19 protein-coding genes are annotated in these 15,812 nt (G+C 62.7%); 14 read left to right on the top strand and 5 right to left on the bottom strand.

Going from position 1 to position 15,812, the window contains the following annotated elements:
- Window positions 1-91 precede the first annotated feature (91 nt).
- Complete coding sequence (locus tag OZ411_RS32185) at window positions 92-253, top strand: hypothetical protein (protein ID WP_282531174.1); 162 nt, start codon at window positions 92-94, stop codon at window positions 251-253.
- Window positions 254-285: 32 nt separating this feature from the next.
- Here OZ411_RS32185 and OZ411_RS32180 read toward each other — a convergent pair whose 3' ends face one another.
- A complete protein-coding gene (locus tag OZ411_RS32180) occupies window positions 286-477 on the bottom strand; it encodes a hypothetical protein (RefSeq protein WP_282531173.1) in 192 nt (63 codons plus the stop codon).
- A 120-nt stretch (window positions 478-597) separates the two neighbouring features.
- Here OZ411_RS32180 and OZ411_RS32175 point away from each other — a divergent pair, with 120 nt between their 5' ends.
- On the top strand, window positions 598-810 hold the full coding sequence (locus OZ411_RS32175) for a hypothetical protein (protein ID WP_282531172.1): 213 nt from the start codon (window positions 598-600) through the stop codon (window positions 808-810).
- 269 nt (window positions 811-1,079) lie between these two features.
- Here OZ411_RS32175 and OZ411_RS32170 read toward each other — a convergent pair whose 3' ends face one another.
- A complete protein-coding gene (locus OZ411_RS32170) occupies window positions 1,080-1,280 on the bottom strand; it encodes a hypothetical protein (protein WP_130578218.1) in 201 nt (66 codons plus the stop codon).
- 130 nt (window positions 1,281-1,410) lie between these two features.
- On the opposite strand from OZ411_RS32170, the gene OZ411_RS32165 reads away from it, so the two are divergent.
- Entirely contained in the window at window positions 1,411-1,599 is a 189-nt protein-coding gene (locus OZ411_RS32165; RefSeq protein ID WP_282531171.1) for a hypothetical protein, read from the top strand.
- 207 nt (window positions 1,600-1,806) lie between these two features.
- Complete coding sequence (locus OZ411_RS32160) at window positions 1,807-2,061, top strand: hypothetical protein (protein WP_130578217.1); 255 nt, start codon at window positions 1,807-1,809, stop codon at window positions 2,059-2,061.
- A 160-nt stretch (window positions 2,062-2,221) separates the two neighbouring features.
- Here OZ411_RS32160 and OZ411_RS32155 read toward each other — a convergent pair whose 3' ends face one another.
- Window positions 2,222-2,479: a hypothetical protein gene (locus tag OZ411_RS32155; protein ID WP_028166438.1), complete on the bottom strand. Its 258-nt coding sequence runs from the start codon at window positions 2,477-2,479 to the stop codon at window positions 2,222-2,224.
- A gap of 107 nt (window positions 2,480-2,586) precedes the next feature.
- Between OZ411_RS32155 and OZ411_RS32150 the strand changes: the two genes are divergently transcribed.
- A complete protein-coding gene (locus tag OZ411_RS32150; RefSeq protein ID WP_282531170.1) occupies window positions 2,587-4,656 on the top strand; it encodes an ATP-dependent helicase in 2,070 nt (689 codons plus the stop codon).
- A 147-nt stretch (window positions 4,657-4,803) separates the two neighbouring features.
- Here OZ411_RS32150 and OZ411_RS32145 read toward each other — a convergent pair whose 3' ends face one another.
- Complete coding sequence (locus OZ411_RS32145; RefSeq protein WP_282531169.1) at window positions 4,804-5,082, bottom strand: hypothetical protein; 279 nt, start codon at window positions 5,080-5,082, stop codon at window positions 4,804-4,806.
- Between the two features lie 36 nt (window positions 5,083-5,118).
- Here OZ411_RS32145 and OZ411_RS32140 point away from each other — a divergent pair, with 36 nt between their 5' ends.
- From OZ411_RS32140 to OZ411_RS32115, 6 genes are all read left to right on the top strand, one after another.
- Window positions 5,119-6,336: an MFS transporter gene (locus OZ411_RS32140; protein WP_282531168.1), complete on the top strand. Its 1,218-nt coding sequence runs from the start codon at window positions 5,119-5,121 to the stop codon at window positions 6,334-6,336.
- 89 nt (window positions 6,337-6,425) lie between these two features.
- Window positions 6,426-7,157, top strand: a complete 732-nt coding sequence (locus OZ411_RS32135; protein WP_282531167.1) for a DUF3750 domain-containing protein — start codon at window positions 6,426-6,428, stop codon at window positions 7,155-7,157.
- An 85-nt stretch (window positions 7,158-7,242) separates the two neighbouring features.
- Entirely contained in the window at window positions 7,243-7,860 is a 618-nt protein-coding gene (locus tag OZ411_RS32130) for a DsbA family protein (RefSeq protein WP_282531183.1), read from the top strand.
- A gap of 190 nt (window positions 7,861-8,050) precedes the next feature.
- The gene (locus tag OZ411_RS32125; RefSeq protein WP_282531166.1) at window positions 8,051-9,457 is read left to right on the top strand and encodes an MFS transporter; all 1,407 of its coding nucleotides are present in this window, start codon (window positions 8,051-8,053) and stop codon (window positions 9,455-9,457) included.
- A 12-nt stretch (window positions 9,458-9,469) separates the two neighbouring features.
- A complete protein-coding gene (locus OZ411_RS32120; protein WP_282531165.1) occupies window positions 9,470-10,657 on the top strand; it encodes an acyl-CoA dehydrogenase family protein in 1,188 nt (395 codons plus the stop codon).
- Window positions 10,658-10,674: 17 nt separating this feature from the next.
- Entirely contained in the window at window positions 10,675-11,076 is a 402-nt protein-coding gene (locus tag OZ411_RS32115; protein WP_282531164.1) for a VOC family protein, read from the top strand.
- A gap of 280 nt (window positions 11,077-11,356) precedes the next feature.
- Here OZ411_RS32115 and OZ411_RS32110 read toward each other — a convergent pair whose 3' ends face one another.
- Window positions 11,357-12,085, bottom strand: a complete 729-nt coding sequence (locus OZ411_RS32110) for a Spy/CpxP family protein refolding chaperone (protein ID WP_282531163.1) — start codon at window positions 12,083-12,085, stop codon at window positions 11,357-11,359.
- A gap of 407 nt (window positions 12,086-12,492) precedes the next feature.
- Here OZ411_RS32110 and OZ411_RS32105 point away from each other — a divergent pair, with 407 nt between their 5' ends.
- The 3 genes from OZ411_RS32105 to OZ411_RS32095 all read left to right on the top strand — a co-directional run bounded on the left by OZ411_RS32105 (window position 12,493) and on the right by OZ411_RS32095 (window position 15,808).
- Window positions 12,493-13,833 carry an extracellular solute-binding protein gene (locus OZ411_RS32105; protein WP_130578207.1) on the top strand — a complete coding sequence of 447 codons (1,341 nt, stop codon included), beginning with the start codon at window positions 12,493-12,495 and terminating at the stop codon, window positions 13,831-13,833.
- A gap of 125 nt (window positions 13,834-13,958) precedes the next feature.
- Entirely contained in the window at window positions 13,959-14,897 is a 939-nt protein-coding gene (locus tag OZ411_RS32100) for a sugar ABC transporter permease (RefSeq protein WP_130578206.1), read from the top strand.
- Window positions 14,897-15,808: a carbohydrate ABC transporter permease gene (locus tag OZ411_RS32095; RefSeq protein WP_130578205.1), complete on the top strand. Its 912-nt coding sequence runs from the start codon at window positions 14,897-14,899 to the stop codon at window positions 15,806-15,808. Before OZ411_RS32100 ends, OZ411_RS32095 begins: the two co-directional genes overlap by 1 nt.
- Window positions 15,809-15,812 lie beyond the last annotated feature (4 nt).

Genomic DNA, 15,812 nt, shown 5'->3' with positions numbered 1-15,812 from the left:
TCGCCATTTCTTGCCGCGCGCAGGAACCTGCCCGCCTCCAGATCTGTTGTTGCGACAGCCATGGGAAATGCCGCTGGAGCATCGATGGCCAATGACGACCCGCAGGAGACCGCCGAAACGCAGCAAGCTCGCGCACCGGAGGGATTTGGCGGCATGTCGTCCGCTCGTGCTCGACGATTCCAGCTCCGATGAATTGCTGGACGATTGGATGGTCGCCTATCCGGGCACCGAGTTGGTCACGTCGGCGGCCTGAGCCTGACGAGCTGAAGCCGCTTGGCGACCTCGTCAACCAGCCTGGCTCGTGGACGGCCAGCTTCCCCGGACGAGCCGGACCCGTTCGATGCGCCCGCATTCCTCGCAGCGATATTGAATGACGTCCTTGCCATCCTCGCCCGGCGTGCTCCGCTCGAGCCGCATCGTCTTCCTGCAGATGACGCAGGAGATCAGTGTGAGCAGCGGGTTGCGATCGTCATTCATCGTTCCCGTCCGACACAAAACTCTCCGAAGTTAACCTATGTGACGGTTGCGGCGGCCGAAATGGGCCATCTTGTCATTATTCGATGTAGTTATTATTGATGGCCGCCGGGGGCCGAGCTTATGGAACGTAAGCGATCTCCATTGGAGCGACAGGCGGCCGACGCGCTGCGCCGCGCGCGCAGGCTTCCCGTCGGTGCCGACCGCAACGATCTTCGCCAGCTTGCAGTCGGACTGCTATGGTTGCACCGCCGTGGCATGGACGCCCTGCTGGAAGGTCGCCTCCAGCGTTTCTCCCGGCTGAACCGGCCTCTTTCCGAAACAATCGTCGATTGACGTTCCAAGAATTGACGTTCGTTATTGCAAACGCCTCCGCCTAAGGCCGATCGGTGCTAGCCATGCGGCCGAAAAAAAGTCCGGCGGAAGCTGGCTCCGCCGGATAGTTCTAGGGAGGAGCCTCCACGTGACTCCGGTACACCCTCGCTCATGGCAGTGGTTGCATCCGTGTCAGCCGGCGCCGGTTGGCAACCGTGCATTCAGGTCGCGGGCTCAAGCTCCCGCCCGACCCGAAAGCGCGGGTCCGCTGGCGAGGCTGGTTGTTGCGCTCAATCCTTCTTCGGTCGCACAACCGGCTGCCGTTTCAGGTGCTCTCTGACGTCGGGCAGCCGTTCGCTGCCGCCGGCAGCTTTCCACTGACCGATCAGCTCAGTCATCTCCGAACGCATGGCAAGCAGCCGGCGCGCCGCTTCCGTGCAATCGTGATCGTGATTGATCTGATCGCGGACCACGCCCTCGGCGACGATCATCTCGTCCCGTAACGTACTGATCTTGCGACGGATTTCATTAATTCTATTATCCATGCCTTGTTAGAACAAAAATAGAACATAAAGTCAAGTCACGGATTTGAGACCATGAGGCAGACCCATGAGGACACCGGTGGCGAAATATGGCGGGGTACGCGAGCGCGCCAGTGCTCAAATGACCCGCGCCCAGGCATTGCGATTGAGGGGTCTTGCGGAGGAGGCCTACCAGCCCAGGCAATACGCGGGGCATCTGAGCTTTGAAGAAGCCGAGCGCCGCATTCAGGCGCTCGAAGCGGAAATTGCGCTGGCGGATTCGTTCTAAAGCATGATCCGGAAAAGTGGACGCCGGTTTTCCCTCGCGACAAACGCGAAGCGTTTGCGCGGAGATCATGCTCAAACGAAGAGCTAAAGCGGGATGACGATTCGAAGAAAAGTCATCGCGCTTTAGCCTGACAGCCCCTCGCCTCCTGTTAACAAATGATATAGCCGGGTGACTTAAGCGTCGGTTGGTCGTTGCCCGGAGCGTCTCTTGCTGGATATCGAAAGGAATTCGCCGCTCCCGTTCCCGCTTGCGTTGACGGACGGGCGGACGATCGCAACCGTTGGCGACGTGGCGGATTTCTTTTCATCGCTCACTGAGGATCAGCGCGAACGCGTTCACTGGCGAACGGCGATCCTGATGCTGAACAATGCCATGAAGGAATCGCGCTATCTGAAGATCGCCACCATCAACCTGCGCTCCGCGCTTGCCTATGACCGCTTGCTGGTGGAGGACGCGTCGTGACCGTGTTCGTACGGTCATGGCCGAATCACGGCCTATTGCGTAAGCAAAGCCTGTTATGGCCGCAAACAAGGTAACGGCGGTACAACAGGGCGGCCCGGGCTGAATTTCGCCGCGGCTGCAATCCGGAGGCTGCCTTGGGGGCCAGGCGGCCCGTTTCCTTTCAAAGAAGTTTTGCGCGCACGAATAGCGCGCGCAGCGCATTGGTCGCCGGGATCGCCAGCATCGCGTTGTCGGCGGCTTTCTCCAGCGCGCTGACCGCCTCGTCGTGCAGCGTGCGGAATTCCATCCACTCCACCGAGTTCAGATTGGTGATGAAGCGATAGGCCTGGCCGACGGTCGCAATGGTGACCGTCTCGCCGTTCAGCTTGATCTTGAACGTCGCCTTCAGCGGTGTGTCGGAACTCGATACGTCACCCATGACGCGGTTGTGCAACGGGCGTAGCCAAAGTCAATCTAATTCTGTCTCGCGCCCTGGACGTTCATCCCCACAGGTCCGATCTCTGTTAGCTTTCTCCGGGGTGATTCGTGCTCGCGGACAGCAAAGACACATATCTAGATGCGCTCAATCCTGCGCAACGGCGCGCCGTCGAGCACGGCGTCGGGCCGGATGGAACCATTGGCGCGCCGCTCCTGGTGATCGCCGGCGCCGGATCAGGCAAGACCAACACGCTGGCCCACCGCGTCGCGCATCTGATCGTCAGCGGTGCTGACCCACGCCGCATCCTCCTGATGACCTTCTCGCGCCGCGCGGCAGCGGAAATGACCAAGCGCGTCGAACGGATCGCCCGCCGCGTGCTCGGCGACAACGCCGGCGTCATGACCGATGCCCTCGCCTGGTCCGGCACCTTTCACGGCATCGGCGCGCGGTTGTTGCGGGAATATTCGGAGCGAATCGGGCTCGATCCTGCCTTCACCATCCATGACCGCGAGGATTCCGCCGATCTCATCAACCTTGTCAGGCACGACCTCGGCTTCTCCAAAACCGAGAGTCGTTTCCCGACCAAGGGAACGTGCCTTGCGATCTATTCCCGCTGCGTCAATTCCGAGACGCCGATCGAGGGCGTGCTCGGCGCGTTCTATCCCTGGTGCTCGGGTTGGGCGGGCGAACTGAAGCGTCTGTTCGCCGCTTACGTCGACGCCAAGCAGCAGCAGAACGTGCTCGATTATGACGACCTCCTGCTCTATTGGGCGCAGATGGTGACCGATGCTGCGCTTGCCGACGAGATCGGCGGCCGCTTCGACCATGTCATGGTCGACGAGTACCAAGACACCAACCGCCTGCAATCATCGATCCTGCTCGCGCTGAAACCCGGAGGGAACGGACTTACAGTCGTGGGCGATGACGCGCAGTCGATATATTCGTTCCGCGCCGCCACAGTCCGCAACATCCTCGACTTTCCGGACCAGTTTACGCCGAGGGCGGAGCTCATCACGCTCGATCGCAACTATCGCTCGACCGAGCCGATCCTGTCGGCCGCAAACGGCGTGATCGCACTGGCCAAGGAGCGCTTCACCAAGAATCTGTGGACCGAGCGGACATCGTCGCGCAAGCCGCAGCTCGTCGCCGTCCGCGACGAGGCCGATCAGGCGCGTTACATCGTCGAGCAGGTCCTGGCCAACCGCGAGGAAGGCGCGTTGCTCAAGCAGCAGGCGGTCTTGTTTCGCACTTCCTCGCATAGCGGTCCGCTGGAAGTCGAACTTACCCGCCGCAACATTCTCTTCGTGAAGTTCGGCGGGCTGAAATTCCTCGACGCCGCCCATGTCAAGGACATGCTGGCGTTGTTGCGCTTCGTGGAGAACCCGCGCGACCGCGTCGCCGGTTTTCGCATCCTGCATCTGCTGCCGGGCGTCGGGCCAAGCTCGGCGCAGCGGGTGCTCGACCGCATGGCCGAGGCTGCCGATCCGATTGCCGCACTCTGCACCCTGCCTTCGCCGCCGCGCGCCGGCGAAGACTGGAAGGGATTTGTCCGCGCGATCGAGAACCTCCGGTATTCCGAGTGGCCGGTCGATATCGAGCGGGCACGGCTGTGGTACGAGCCGCATCTCGACCGTATCCATGAGGACGCCGAGGTCCGCCGCGCCGACTTGATCCAGCTCGAACAGATCGCAAGCGGCTATCCGTCGCGCGAGCGCTTCCTGACCGAGCTCACGCTCGACCCGCCGGATGCGACCAGCGACCAGGCCGGGCCGCCCCTGCTTGACGAGGACTATCTGATCCTGTCGACGATCCATTCCGCCAAGGGACAGGAGTGGAAGTCGGTCTTCGTGCTCAACGTCGTCGACGGCTGCATGCCGTCGGATCTCGGCGCCGGGACCAGCGCCGAGCTGGAAGAGGAGCGCCGCCTGCTCTACGTCGCCATGACCCGCGCCAAGGATGATCTGCACCTGATCGTGCCGCAGCGCTTCTTCGTCCACGGCCAGAGCGCCAAAGGCGACCGGCACATGTACGCCTCACGCACGCGTTTCATCCCGGAAAGGCTGGTGCCGCTGTTCGAGCGCACCGTCTGGCCGATCGCTCGTGCGGCGACCGCCGTGGCGGCAGATCGTGCAGCGCCGGTCGACATCGGCGCCAAGATGCGCGGGATGTGGCGCTAGCCGAGACGGCGATCGGGAACGATCCCTGCGGCGTCACGTTGATGCCAAGTGCAAAACTTTTGCGATGGCTCCCGTGGCGGATGATGAAGCCGCGTCAGAGCCGTCGTCCGATGAGCAGTCGTGAAAACCTTCCCGTGTGCCGTGCTGTTACTTTCTCGAGAAGACCTGCTTGAGGTAGCAGAGTCCATCGTAAGTCAGCCGCGTCTCGCGGGTCTCGCCCTTCGCTACTTCGCCTTCCAGGAACGTCTCGAGCTCCGGAAGCGCGCGCTCGAACTTCTCCGTGATGCCCATCATCACGCAGGTTTCCTTGATGCGTTCGATCGGTTTTTCAAGAACGTCGATTTGAACCATCGCCTTCAAATTCATGATCCCGCGCTTTGTTCCGACCGCCTCGGCGGAAGGCCGCCGCCGGTCTCGGAGAATCATCTGGTGATCACTTAACTAGCCACGAGTCTACTTGCCATGCGTGTCAGCAAGAAGAATGAGCGATCAGACAAGGCGGCGCGGCTGTGGCCTCTGCTCGCTCTCAACTTCTTCATGGCCGACATGCAGTCCGGCATCGGGCCATTCGTCGGCGTCTTCCTGCAGGCGCATGGCTGGGCGAGCGGCTGGATCGGGACCGCGATGACGATAGGCAACGTCGCGGGCATGCTGATCACGACGCCGATCGGCGGCTTCATCGATGCAAGCAGGCACAAGCGCGCCTGGGTGATCGTGCCTGGCGTCGCCGTTGTCATCGCCTCGGCCCTCATTCTCCTCTCGCAGAACTTCTGGGCCGTCGCTGCATCGCAAATCGCGACCTCGCTTGCCGGCGCGGCCATCGTTCCGGCCGTCACCGGCATCACGCTTGGCATCGTCAGGCAGAAGGGCTTCAACCGGCAGAACGGCCGCAACCAGGCCTTCAACCATGCCGGCAACATGGTCGGCGCGGCCGTATCGGGCTATCTCGGCTGGAAGTACGGCTACACGGCCGTATTCCTGCTGGCGGCGCTCTTCGGCGCCATTGCGATCGCCTGCGTCCTCTTGATCCCACCAAAGGCCATCGACAACAACGCCGCGCGCGGCACCAAGGAGGATGACCCGGAGAGCCAGCCAAGCGGCTTCACCGTTCTGGCAAGGCACAAGCCGCTGCTCGTCCTCGCATTCGCGCTTGCCGCCTTCCATCTCGGCAATGCCGCGATCATTCCGCTTTATGGATTGGCCGCGGTTGCCGACGGCCACGCCAAGGGCCCGGATTTTGTGGCGACCACGATCGTGATCGCGCAGGCCGTCATGATCGTGACCTCGATCGTCGGCATGCGCGCGGCGGAAAGCCGCAGCTATTGGCCGGTGCTGCTCGCGTCCTTCCTGGTGTTGCCGGTGCGCGGCATCCTGGCGTTCTTCCTCACGGGATGGTGGGGCGTGCTGCCGGTGCAAATTCTTGACGGCATCGGCACCGGCCTGCAGAGCGTCGCGGTCCCCGGAATGGTCGCCCGCTCGCTGAACGGTACCGGCCGCATCAATCTCGGACAGGGCGCGGTGATCACCGTTCAAGGCGTCGGCGCTTCGCTCAGCCCCGCGCTCGGCGGCTGGATCGCGCAATGGATCGGCTATCCGCCCACATTTGTCCTGCTCGGCGCACTCGGCCTGGTCTCGGTCGCGCTATGGGTCGGCTTTGCCTCCGAAATGAAGAAATATTGATGCCCTCTGGCCCGCTCTGGTTCCGGCGGACCGGAATGCTTAGATCGAGATGACCACCCCTCCGCCGATGTCCCTCTGTGAAGAAATCCGTGGTCCTCCTTGTCCTGCTGATTGTCGTTCCGCTTGCCTTTTCGACGGTCACCTATTTGCTCGGAGACCGGCGCGTCAGTTGGCAGACGGCTGACCGCTCGAGCGCCGGCCTCTTGCCCAAAGCCTCCGAACATCCTGACGCCGTCATCCGCGTCTATGCTGCGCGCACCGTGCGGTGGCGCGGGATTTTTGCGGTCCACACCTGGATCGTGGTTAAGGAACGAGACGCGCCGCGCTACAGCCGCTACGACTACACGGCGTGGGGTGCGCCGATCCGGATCGACGGATTCGTGGCCGACGGCCGATGGTTCGGTGCCGTGCCGGAAGCAATCGTGAGCGTGGACGGCGCGAAAGCTGAGCCGTTGGTTCCGAAGATCCGGGCGGTCATCGAGAATTACAGATTTCGCGACGATGGCGATTACAGCGCCTGGCCTGGTCCGAACTCGAACACATTTGTTCAGGCGGCGCTCGACGCCGTCCCTGAGCTGCAAGCGGTGCTGCCGCCGACGGCAATCGGCAAGGACTATCCCTATCGGGGCGAGTGGTATGGCATCACTGCGTCACGCACCGGTGTCTTCGCCACATTGGGCGGTTATCTCGGTCTGACGATGGGCTGGATCGAAGGGATCGAACTGAACTTGTTCGGCGGAGTCCTTGGCATCGATATCCGTCGCCCTGCCCTGAAGTTCCCCGGCATCGGCCGGCTCGGCCTGCCGCTGGCTCGGCGATAGTTGGCTGCGTGGTTGTTATCGGAAAGAAGCGTTCACTCGCGGAGTATTTTCCTTGCCTGTTCTCAATCGTACGACCAGCGCCGCCTTGGGGTTCACTGTCCTGCTTGCGCTACTTGCTCCGCCGATGGATCGGGAGGCGAAGGCACAAAGCGCGACCGCAGCGGCCCTCGCCAAGCCCGTATCATTGCCCGACATCGCAATCGGCTCGCCGAAGGCGCCGGTGACGATCATCGAATATGCCTCGATGAGCTGTCCGCATTGCGCAGCGTTCGGCGAAAACGTCTTTCCGATGCTGCGTTCGAAATATATCGACACCGGCAAGGTCCGGTTCGTGTTTCGCGAATTCCCGCTCGACATCAAGGCCGCAGCCGCCTCGATGCTGGTGCGTTGCATTGGCAAGGACGATCCGGAAAAGCATTTGGCCGTCATCGAGACACTGTTCAAGCAGCAGGCCCGCCTGATGGATCAAACCAAGGAAACGCTGTTCCTGGTCGGCAAACTCAACGGGATGAGCGAGCAGGAAGTCGAAACCTGCGAGACCGACCAGGCGCTGCTCGACAAGATCGCCGCCGACCAGCGCTACGCAATGGAGACGCTCAAGGTCGACGCCACGCCAACCTTCTTCGTCAATGGCGAACAATGGAAGGGCGCGATGTCCTACGAAGAGCTGGACGCGAAGCTCAAGACCCTGCTCAAGCGCTAGGCCTTTTCGCTCTCGCACATGCGATTGTGCAGAGCGGGATACATCGCCTCATTGTCACAACGCAGACGTGCTCCGCGTGCTGGTGGGCTTGTCGTTCGCCGCAGCTCAAGGATAGCTTCGTCGTCCATAGGCGGGGTGATGGGCGCGACGCCCGCTTGAATCAAATGAACAGGCGCCATGGGGAAACGCCATGTTCGAGATTCTCGATCGCCGGAGGAGTCTGACCGGCAACCAGATCAAGATCCTTTCGGCTGCTATCATCGGCGACGCGCTGGAATTCTTCGATTATTTCCTGATCGGCTTCGTGCTCGCCTTCCTGATCGGGCCGTGGAAGCTCACCTTCGGACAGTCGGCGACGGTGCTGATGAGCTCCGGCATCGGCGCCATCATCGGAGCCTATGTCTGGGGATGGCTCGCCGACCGGGTCGGGCGCCGCATCGTGTTCATCGGCACCGTGCTCAACTTCTCCATCGCCACCGGCCTTCTGTACTTTACCCCCGATAACGGCTGGATCTATCTCGCGGTCCTGCGCTTCTTCGTCGGCACCGGCGTCGGCGGGCTTTATTGCGTGGACCTGCCGCTCGTGCAGGAGTTCGTGCCCTCGCACAAGCGCGGCTGGGTCGGCGGCCTCGTCACCTGCGTGATCCCGCTCGGCGTCGGGCTCGGCGCCGTCCTTGGGGCGTTCATGGGCTCCGACCAGTGGCGGCTGATGTTTGCGATCGGCGTGCTGCCGTCCCTGCTCGTGCTGCTGGTCCGGCTCTGGGTTCCGGAGAGCCCGCGCTGGCTGTGCCGCCAGGGCCGCTACGAGGAAGCGCGCAAGTCGCTCGCCTGGGCGCTGCAAGTGGAGCCGTCCTCCCTCCCGCTGCCGACAGCGGCCGATGCCGGCCCGGTGATCAAGACGAGCTGGCTCGATCTCTTCAAATATCCGCGCAGCCTGATCGTCTCCTGGCTCGGCAATGCCGGCGCCCAGACCGGCGTTTACGGCATCACCCTGTGGGCGCCGGCGCTGTTCGTGCTGATCCTGAAGGTGACGCCGCAGGAAGCCGCCAAGATGATGATCCTGCTCAGCGTGTCCGGCTTCCTCGGCCGCATCTCCTTCTCCTATCTCTCGGAGCTCCTGGGACGGCGGACCTCCGGCGGCCTGCTCGGCTTCGGCGCCGGCGCGCTGACGATCATCGCGGGCTATCATTACGACGCAACGATGTTCGGCGTCTCCGCGTTCTGGCTGCTCTTGACCCTGGCGTTCTTCTTCGCCGATGGCGGCTTTGCCATTGTCGGGCCCTATGCGGCGGAGGTCTGGCCCTCGCATCTGCGCACCACCGGCATGGGCTCGGCCTATGGCTTCGGCGGCATCGGCAAGATCATCGGCCCGGTCGGCCTTGCGCTGATCGTCGGCTCCAGCAACTACCTGAAGCCTGATGTGCCGCTGACGCAAATCCCGACCGCCTTTGTCTATCTCGGCTGCTGGTTCCTGATGGCCGGGCTTGTCTATTACTTCCTCGGCATCGAGACCAAGGGCAAGTCGATCGAACAGATCGATAGCGAGCTGACGGCCGGAGCCGACGTGGCCGCGACCGCGTCGGTTCGGCAAGCCTAGGAGCTTTGAGCGATGATCGCGACGTCTGCCGAACTTGCGGGCGATCCGGCCGTGATCGCCCGCGCGAAAGCGATCCAGCCGCTGGTCGCAGCGGCCGCAAACGAGATCGAGCAAACGCGCCGGTTGCCACCGGCGCTGCTCGACCAGCTCCATGACTACAGGCTGTTTCGCCTGTTGCTGCCGCGGTCGTCGCAGGGGATCGAGACCGATCCCCTCACCTTCTTCCATGTCATGGAGACCATCGCCCAGGCCGATGCCTCGACGGCGTGGTGCCTGAGCCAGGCCGGCGGTTGCGCGATGGCGGCCGCCTATCTCGACCTCCCGGTCGCGCATGCGGTGTTCGGCGATCCCCGCGCGGTGCTGGCCTGGGGTCCCGGCCCAAAGGTGAAGGCGGTCGAATGCGAGGGTGGCTACCGCGTCACCGGCGTCTGGTCGTTCGCCTCCGGCGGGCGACACGCCACCTGGCTCGGCGCGCATTGCCCGGTCTATGCGGCCGACGGCTCGCCGAAACGCGATGCCAATGGCGCGCCGATCGAGCGCACCATGCTGGTGCGGACCGAGGACGTCGAATGGACCGACATCTGGAACACGGTCGGCCTGCGCGGCACCGCCAGCGACCAGTTCACGCTGAACGACTTCTTCGTCCGCGCGGACCATTCGATCACCCGCGAATTCGAGCGCGAACGCCGCGAGGACGGACCGCTCTACCGGATGGGGTCAGGCACCTGCTACCAGGTCGGCTTTGCCGGCGTCGCTTGCGGCATCGCCCGCGGTGCGCTCGACAATTTCGTCGACGTGGCGCGCAACAAGGTGCCGCGCGGCGCCAAGAGCCCGCTGCGCGACAACGCCGTGGTGCAGTCCGGCCTGGCCCTGGCCGAAGTCCATCTGCATGCTGCGCGCGGCTTCGTGCTGCAATCGATGGCCGACATCTGGAAAGACCTCATCGCCGGCAACGACATCACGGTCGAGCAGCGGATCACCATCCGCATGGCCGCCACCCACGCCATCCACAAGGCGCGCGAGGCAGTCGACTTCGCCTACAATGCCGCGGGCGCAACCGCGATCTTCGAAGGCCATCCGCTCGAGCGCCGCTTCCGCGACATCCACACCGTGACCCAGCAACTGCAGGGCCGGCACAGCCATTTCGAAACCGTCGGCGCCTGGATGATGGGTGCCGACTGCGACCTGACCTTCGTCTAGTTTCCAGGGAGAACACCATGCCGCTCGGCCGACTACAGCATTACACGATCGAACCGCAGGACCTCGAAAAGACCAAGAACTTCTATTGCGACGTGCTGGGTCTCGAGAACGGCGAGCGGCCGCCGCTCGATTTCCCCGGCTACTGGCTTTATTCCGGCGGCGTCGCCACCGTGCATCTGATGGGCACCCGCAAGCCGCGCGAGGGCATCGTGGTCCGCGGCACCGAGAAGACATACGAAGACACCGGCCGGCTCGACCATATCGCGTTTGCCGCGACCGACGTCGATGGCGTGCGCAGGCGCCTTCGGGAGCACAACATCCAGTTCCGCGAAAGCATCGTGCCACGCACCGGCGACACCCAGTTCTTCTTCTACGACCCGGACGGGGTTGCCGTGGAACTCAACTTCGCCAAGGCCTAGCCAAGGTCTAGCAAAGGCTCTCCGGGCATAAGTTCCACACCGGTTCATCGGCCAGCCCCTGCGCTGGCCGAAGCCATTTTGTGGCGCCCCGCCAACGGGTTCCCGACAAGACCTTCAATCAGCCATAAGTCCGGCCTGAATCAGTCGAGGTTTCTTCAACTTTGCATGACGATTGGAGGGGCCGCGCCGCTGCGGCAGGATAGCCGGGTGCCGCGCCTTCAACCTACCCCAGGGCATGGTTGCCCGGCTATTCGTGGCGGCTGTCGAAGCGCGCCCCCGCTCAATCCAGCCCCCGCTCGTGGCTCAAGCGGACCATTTCATTGATGAAGGTCTGCTTCTGCTTGTCGTCGAGGCTCGCATAAAGCGGCTCGGCGGCATCGGCCACGTTGCGCTGGTCGACCGCGCGGTCGTTGAGGAACTGGGCCTCATTGCGCATCTGCTCGACGATATCGTCCGGCGGGTCGCGCTTGGCGCGGGCAATGCGCAGGTTCACGCGATCGGCGCCGTTGTGACCGAGATAGTGCATCGCACTATTGAAGCCCGCCCAATACTTCTCCTGCTCGGGCGTGAGATTCAGCTCCTTCTTGATCCGCTCGATATTGGAGTCGCTGTTGGCGACGATCTGTTCGGCCGAGAGCTGCGGCACGTTCGCCTGGGTCAGCATCTGCGGCTGCTTGGCGGCCTTATCCTTTGCGTCCTTTGCGGCCTTTGCGGCCTTGCTGCTCTTGGCCGGAGCGCCTTGCTTGTCGGCTGGCGCCGGGTTCGTGTTGGTGCCGGTGAGTACGCCGGTCACCCCCGTAACCACGCCAACCACACCTCCGATCGCGCCGCCCAAGACGCCACCGACCGGCCCGGCGGCCTTGTTGCCTTCACGGGCCCCCTGCTGGACGCCCTGAACCAACCCTTGCGCCTCCGCGCGCGGCGAGGCGTTGACGGACAGGATAGCAGCCACCGCCAGCGCGGCGCAGATCCTCAAGCGCGCACGCAGCTTCGATACCAAGCTTGGCATTATCGGAGTCTCCATGATCGATCGTGATTGCGGCTGACGCACCGCCGATTCCAGACTTTATAGTTCTCGGCGCGAGCAGGTCTACCTGTGGCGTCGCTTCGGTCCAAAGGTGAACCGCGAGGGCGACCTGGACCGCCCGCTTTGCAACGCCTCGCGTGCGCCGCAAAAAGATTTCTGCCAGCGCCCTGCGGCAGGCATAGCGCAAAGATTAACAGATCCGACTGCCTGCAATTTGCACACAACGTTAGTTCTACGAAAGCATTCACCTGATTTCTCGACAGGCGCCGACAATTCTGCTCTGATCTAAAATGAGGAAATCGCCCCGCCGCCTCGAATGCGGCGAGCCAAAAAAACAAAAACGAGATTTCGCAAGTCTTTGACCGTCGGCTCACCAGGGAGGGAACGCCATGTCACGGAAGAAGCTGTCTCGACGAGAATTTGTTGCGGCTACAGCGCTGTCATCGGCAGCGCTGGTTACGGCTCCTTACATCCGCGGCGCCTATGCCGCGGGCACGCTCTCGATTGGTTTCTGGGATCATTGGGTGCCCGGAGCCAACAAGGCTTCGACCGAGCTCGTCAATGAATGGGCGGCGAAGGAAAAGGTCGAGGTGACGATCGATTACATCCCGAGCCAAGGTAATAAGAACCTGCTGACGATCGCCGCCGAAGCCCAGGCGAAGTCCGGCCATGACATTCTGCAGATGCCCACCTGGTGGCCGCAGGCGCACGCCGAACTGCTCGAGCCCGTCAACGACATCATGGACCAGCTCGTCAATCAGAACGGCAAGGTCAACGGAACGGTCAATTATCTGGGGCAAGCCAACGGCAAGTGGCTCGGCGTTCCCGCCAGCGTTGGCAGCCAGATCAAGGGCCCCTGCTCGCGCATCGATCTGATGAAGAAACATGCCGGCATCGATGTGCAGGAAATGTATCCGGCGGGCGCGCCGCCGAAAGACGAGAACTGGACATTGGACACGTTCCTGAAGGCGGCCGAAGCCTGCCATAAGGCCGGTGTTCCCTTCGGCATCGGCCTCGGCGAGACCAGCGACAACGTCGACACCGCGGGCGCGATCTTCCAGTCGTACGGCGCCGAGCTCGTCGATGCCAAGGGCAATCTGACCGTCAAGACCGATGCGGTGCGGCAGTCGCTCGAGTTCTACAAGAAGCTGATCGCGTTCCTGCCGCCGGATGTGTCGGCATGGGACGACGCTTCCAACAACAAGTGGCTGGTCTCGGGCAAAGGGGCGATGATCATGAATCCGCCCAGCGCCTGGGCCGTCGCCAAACGCGACGCGCCGCAGATCGCCGAACAGTGCTGGACGCACGGCTTCCCGGCCGGACCGAAAGGCCGCTTTGCACCCTATCTGCCTTTCTTCTGGAACATCTGGGCGTTCTCGAAGAACAAGGCAGCCGCCAAGAGCCTACTGGTCCACCTGTCGCAGCCGGCATCGGTCGAGAAGATGGTGGTGGCGAGCGGCGGCTATGACCTGCCCGCCTATGAGAATCTGACGAAGCTGAAGGTTTGGGAGGAGGAAGGGCCACCGAAGGGCACTCTCTTTAGCTATCCGGACCCCTACCATAGGCAAACGCTGTCGATCGCGGCCTCGCCGGCGCCGCCCAAGATCGCGCAGCAAATCTATGCGCAGGCAACGCTGACGAAAATGTGCCTGCGCTATGCCCAGGGCGAAGCGATGGAAAAGACGCTCGCCTGGGCCGAAGGCGAGTGTGAAGGCTTCATGCGGAGCTGAGAACGAACGTGTCGTCGCGGTGGCCCGAATCGGCCGCCGCGACACGGACCGTCGCCGCTGTTGGCGGCATCAGGTCCGACGTTCCGGATTCTCCGTTGAAATAACTCTCGCGAGGAAGATCGATCATGGCCGATGTCGCCCTTCACCCGAACCGTGTCCAGGCAACAAAAGCCACACGGAGGCGCAACGGTTTACACAATGCGCTGAGGCGCAAGTCGACGGTCGCGTTCCTGATGACGTTACCGCTGATCCTCCTCGTCGCGGCGTTCGTCATCTATCCCGCGTTCTACTCCCTGCATCTGGCGACGCTGAACAAGTCGATGACGAAATTCATCGGCCTCGGCAATTTCGAGTTCCTGTTCAAGCGCGACACGTTCTGGCTGGTGGTGAAGCAGTCCTGCATCTTCGCGATTTCGGCCGTGATCTTCAAAGCGTTGATCGGCTTCATCGTCGCGCATTTCGTGCACAACGTTCCCGCCAACAAGCAGCGCAGATGGCGCGGCATGTTGCTGGTGCCCTGGGTGATCCCACCGGCGATGAGCACGCTCGCCTGGCTGTGGCTGTTTGACCCCTCCTACAGCGCCTTCAACTACACGCTGTCCTTCTTCGGCATCGGGCCGATCCCATGGACCGGCGATGCGAACTGGGCGCGTTTCTCCGTCATCCTCGTCAACGTCTGGTATGGCGCGCCCTTCTTCATGATCATGTACCTGGCGGCGCTGAAATCGGTGCCGGAACAGCTCTATGAGGCGGCCGCCATCGATGGCGCCAATTGGTGGCAGCGCATCTGGTATGTGACGCTGCCGATGATGCGCAACATCATCGCGATCACGACATTGTTCTCTTTGATCGTCACCTTCGCGAATTTCGATATCGTGCGGATCCTCACCGCCGGCGGCCCGCTCGACCACACCCACATCTTCGCGACGTGGGCGTTCCGCATCGGCATCGAAGGCAGCGATATCCCGCTCGGCGCGAGCGTCTCGTTGTTCATGGTGCCGATCCTCGCGGTCGCGGCGATCTTCATCCTGCGCGATATCTCCAAGCGAGGGAACGAAGCCTGATGAGCGCAATCACGATCGACAAGGCCGGACCGAGCCGCAAGGTCAAATATGGCAGCATCAGCCGCGACCGCGCCTGGGCGCTGCGCTGGTCGTATTTCTTCCTGGTGCTGTTCGCGATCTTCTCGCTGACGCCGCCGCTCTACATGCTGATCACCTCGCTGAAGAGCAGCGCCGAGATCTCGGCGGCGACCAACCCGTGGTGGGTGTATCATCCGACGCTTGAGAACTATATCGGGCTGCTGACATCGAACCAGTTCCTGCGCTTCTTCTGGAATTCGGCCTGGGTCTCGATCTTTGTGGTGACCATCACCATGCTGATCAGCGTGCCCGCGGCGTTCGCGCTGGCGCGGATGAAGTTCTGGGGCTCGGCAACGCTCGCGACCGGCGTGTTCCTGACCTACCTCATTCCGGACACGCTGCTCTTCATCCCGCTGTTCAAGATGTTCGTCCTGATCGGCGACTGGACCGGCATCCAGCTCATCAACCGCTGGTACGTGCTGCTGTTCATCTATCCGACGCTGACGGTGCCGTTCTGCACCTGGATCATGATCGGCTATTTCGCCTCGATCCCGAAGGAGCTCGATGAGGCCGCGATCATCGACGGCGCGTCCTGGTTCCAGACGTTGACGCGGATCTTCATTCCGGTCGCACTGCCCGGCCTGATCGCGGCGACGATCTTCGCCTTCACGGTCTCCTGGGCCCAGTTCCTCTATCCCCTGGTGTTCACGACCTCGACCGACCAGCTCGTGCTGCCGGTCGGCATCATCACCACCCTGATCAAGGGCGACGTGTTCAACTGGGGACAGATCATGACCGGGGCGCTGCTGGGCGCCGCGCCGCCGCTGATCATTTACGCCTTCCTGATGGACTATTACATTGCCGGCCTGACCGCCGGCGCGACAAAGGGTTGAACTC

Source organism: Bradyrhizobium sp. Arg237L, assembly GCF_029990105.1.
Classification (GTDB): Bacteria; Pseudomonadota; Alphaproteobacteria; order Rhizobiales; family Xanthobacteraceae; genus Bradyrhizobium.
Note: the sequence above shows the minus strand (reverse complement) of the source record. Positions and strands in the feature narration are given on the sequence as shown.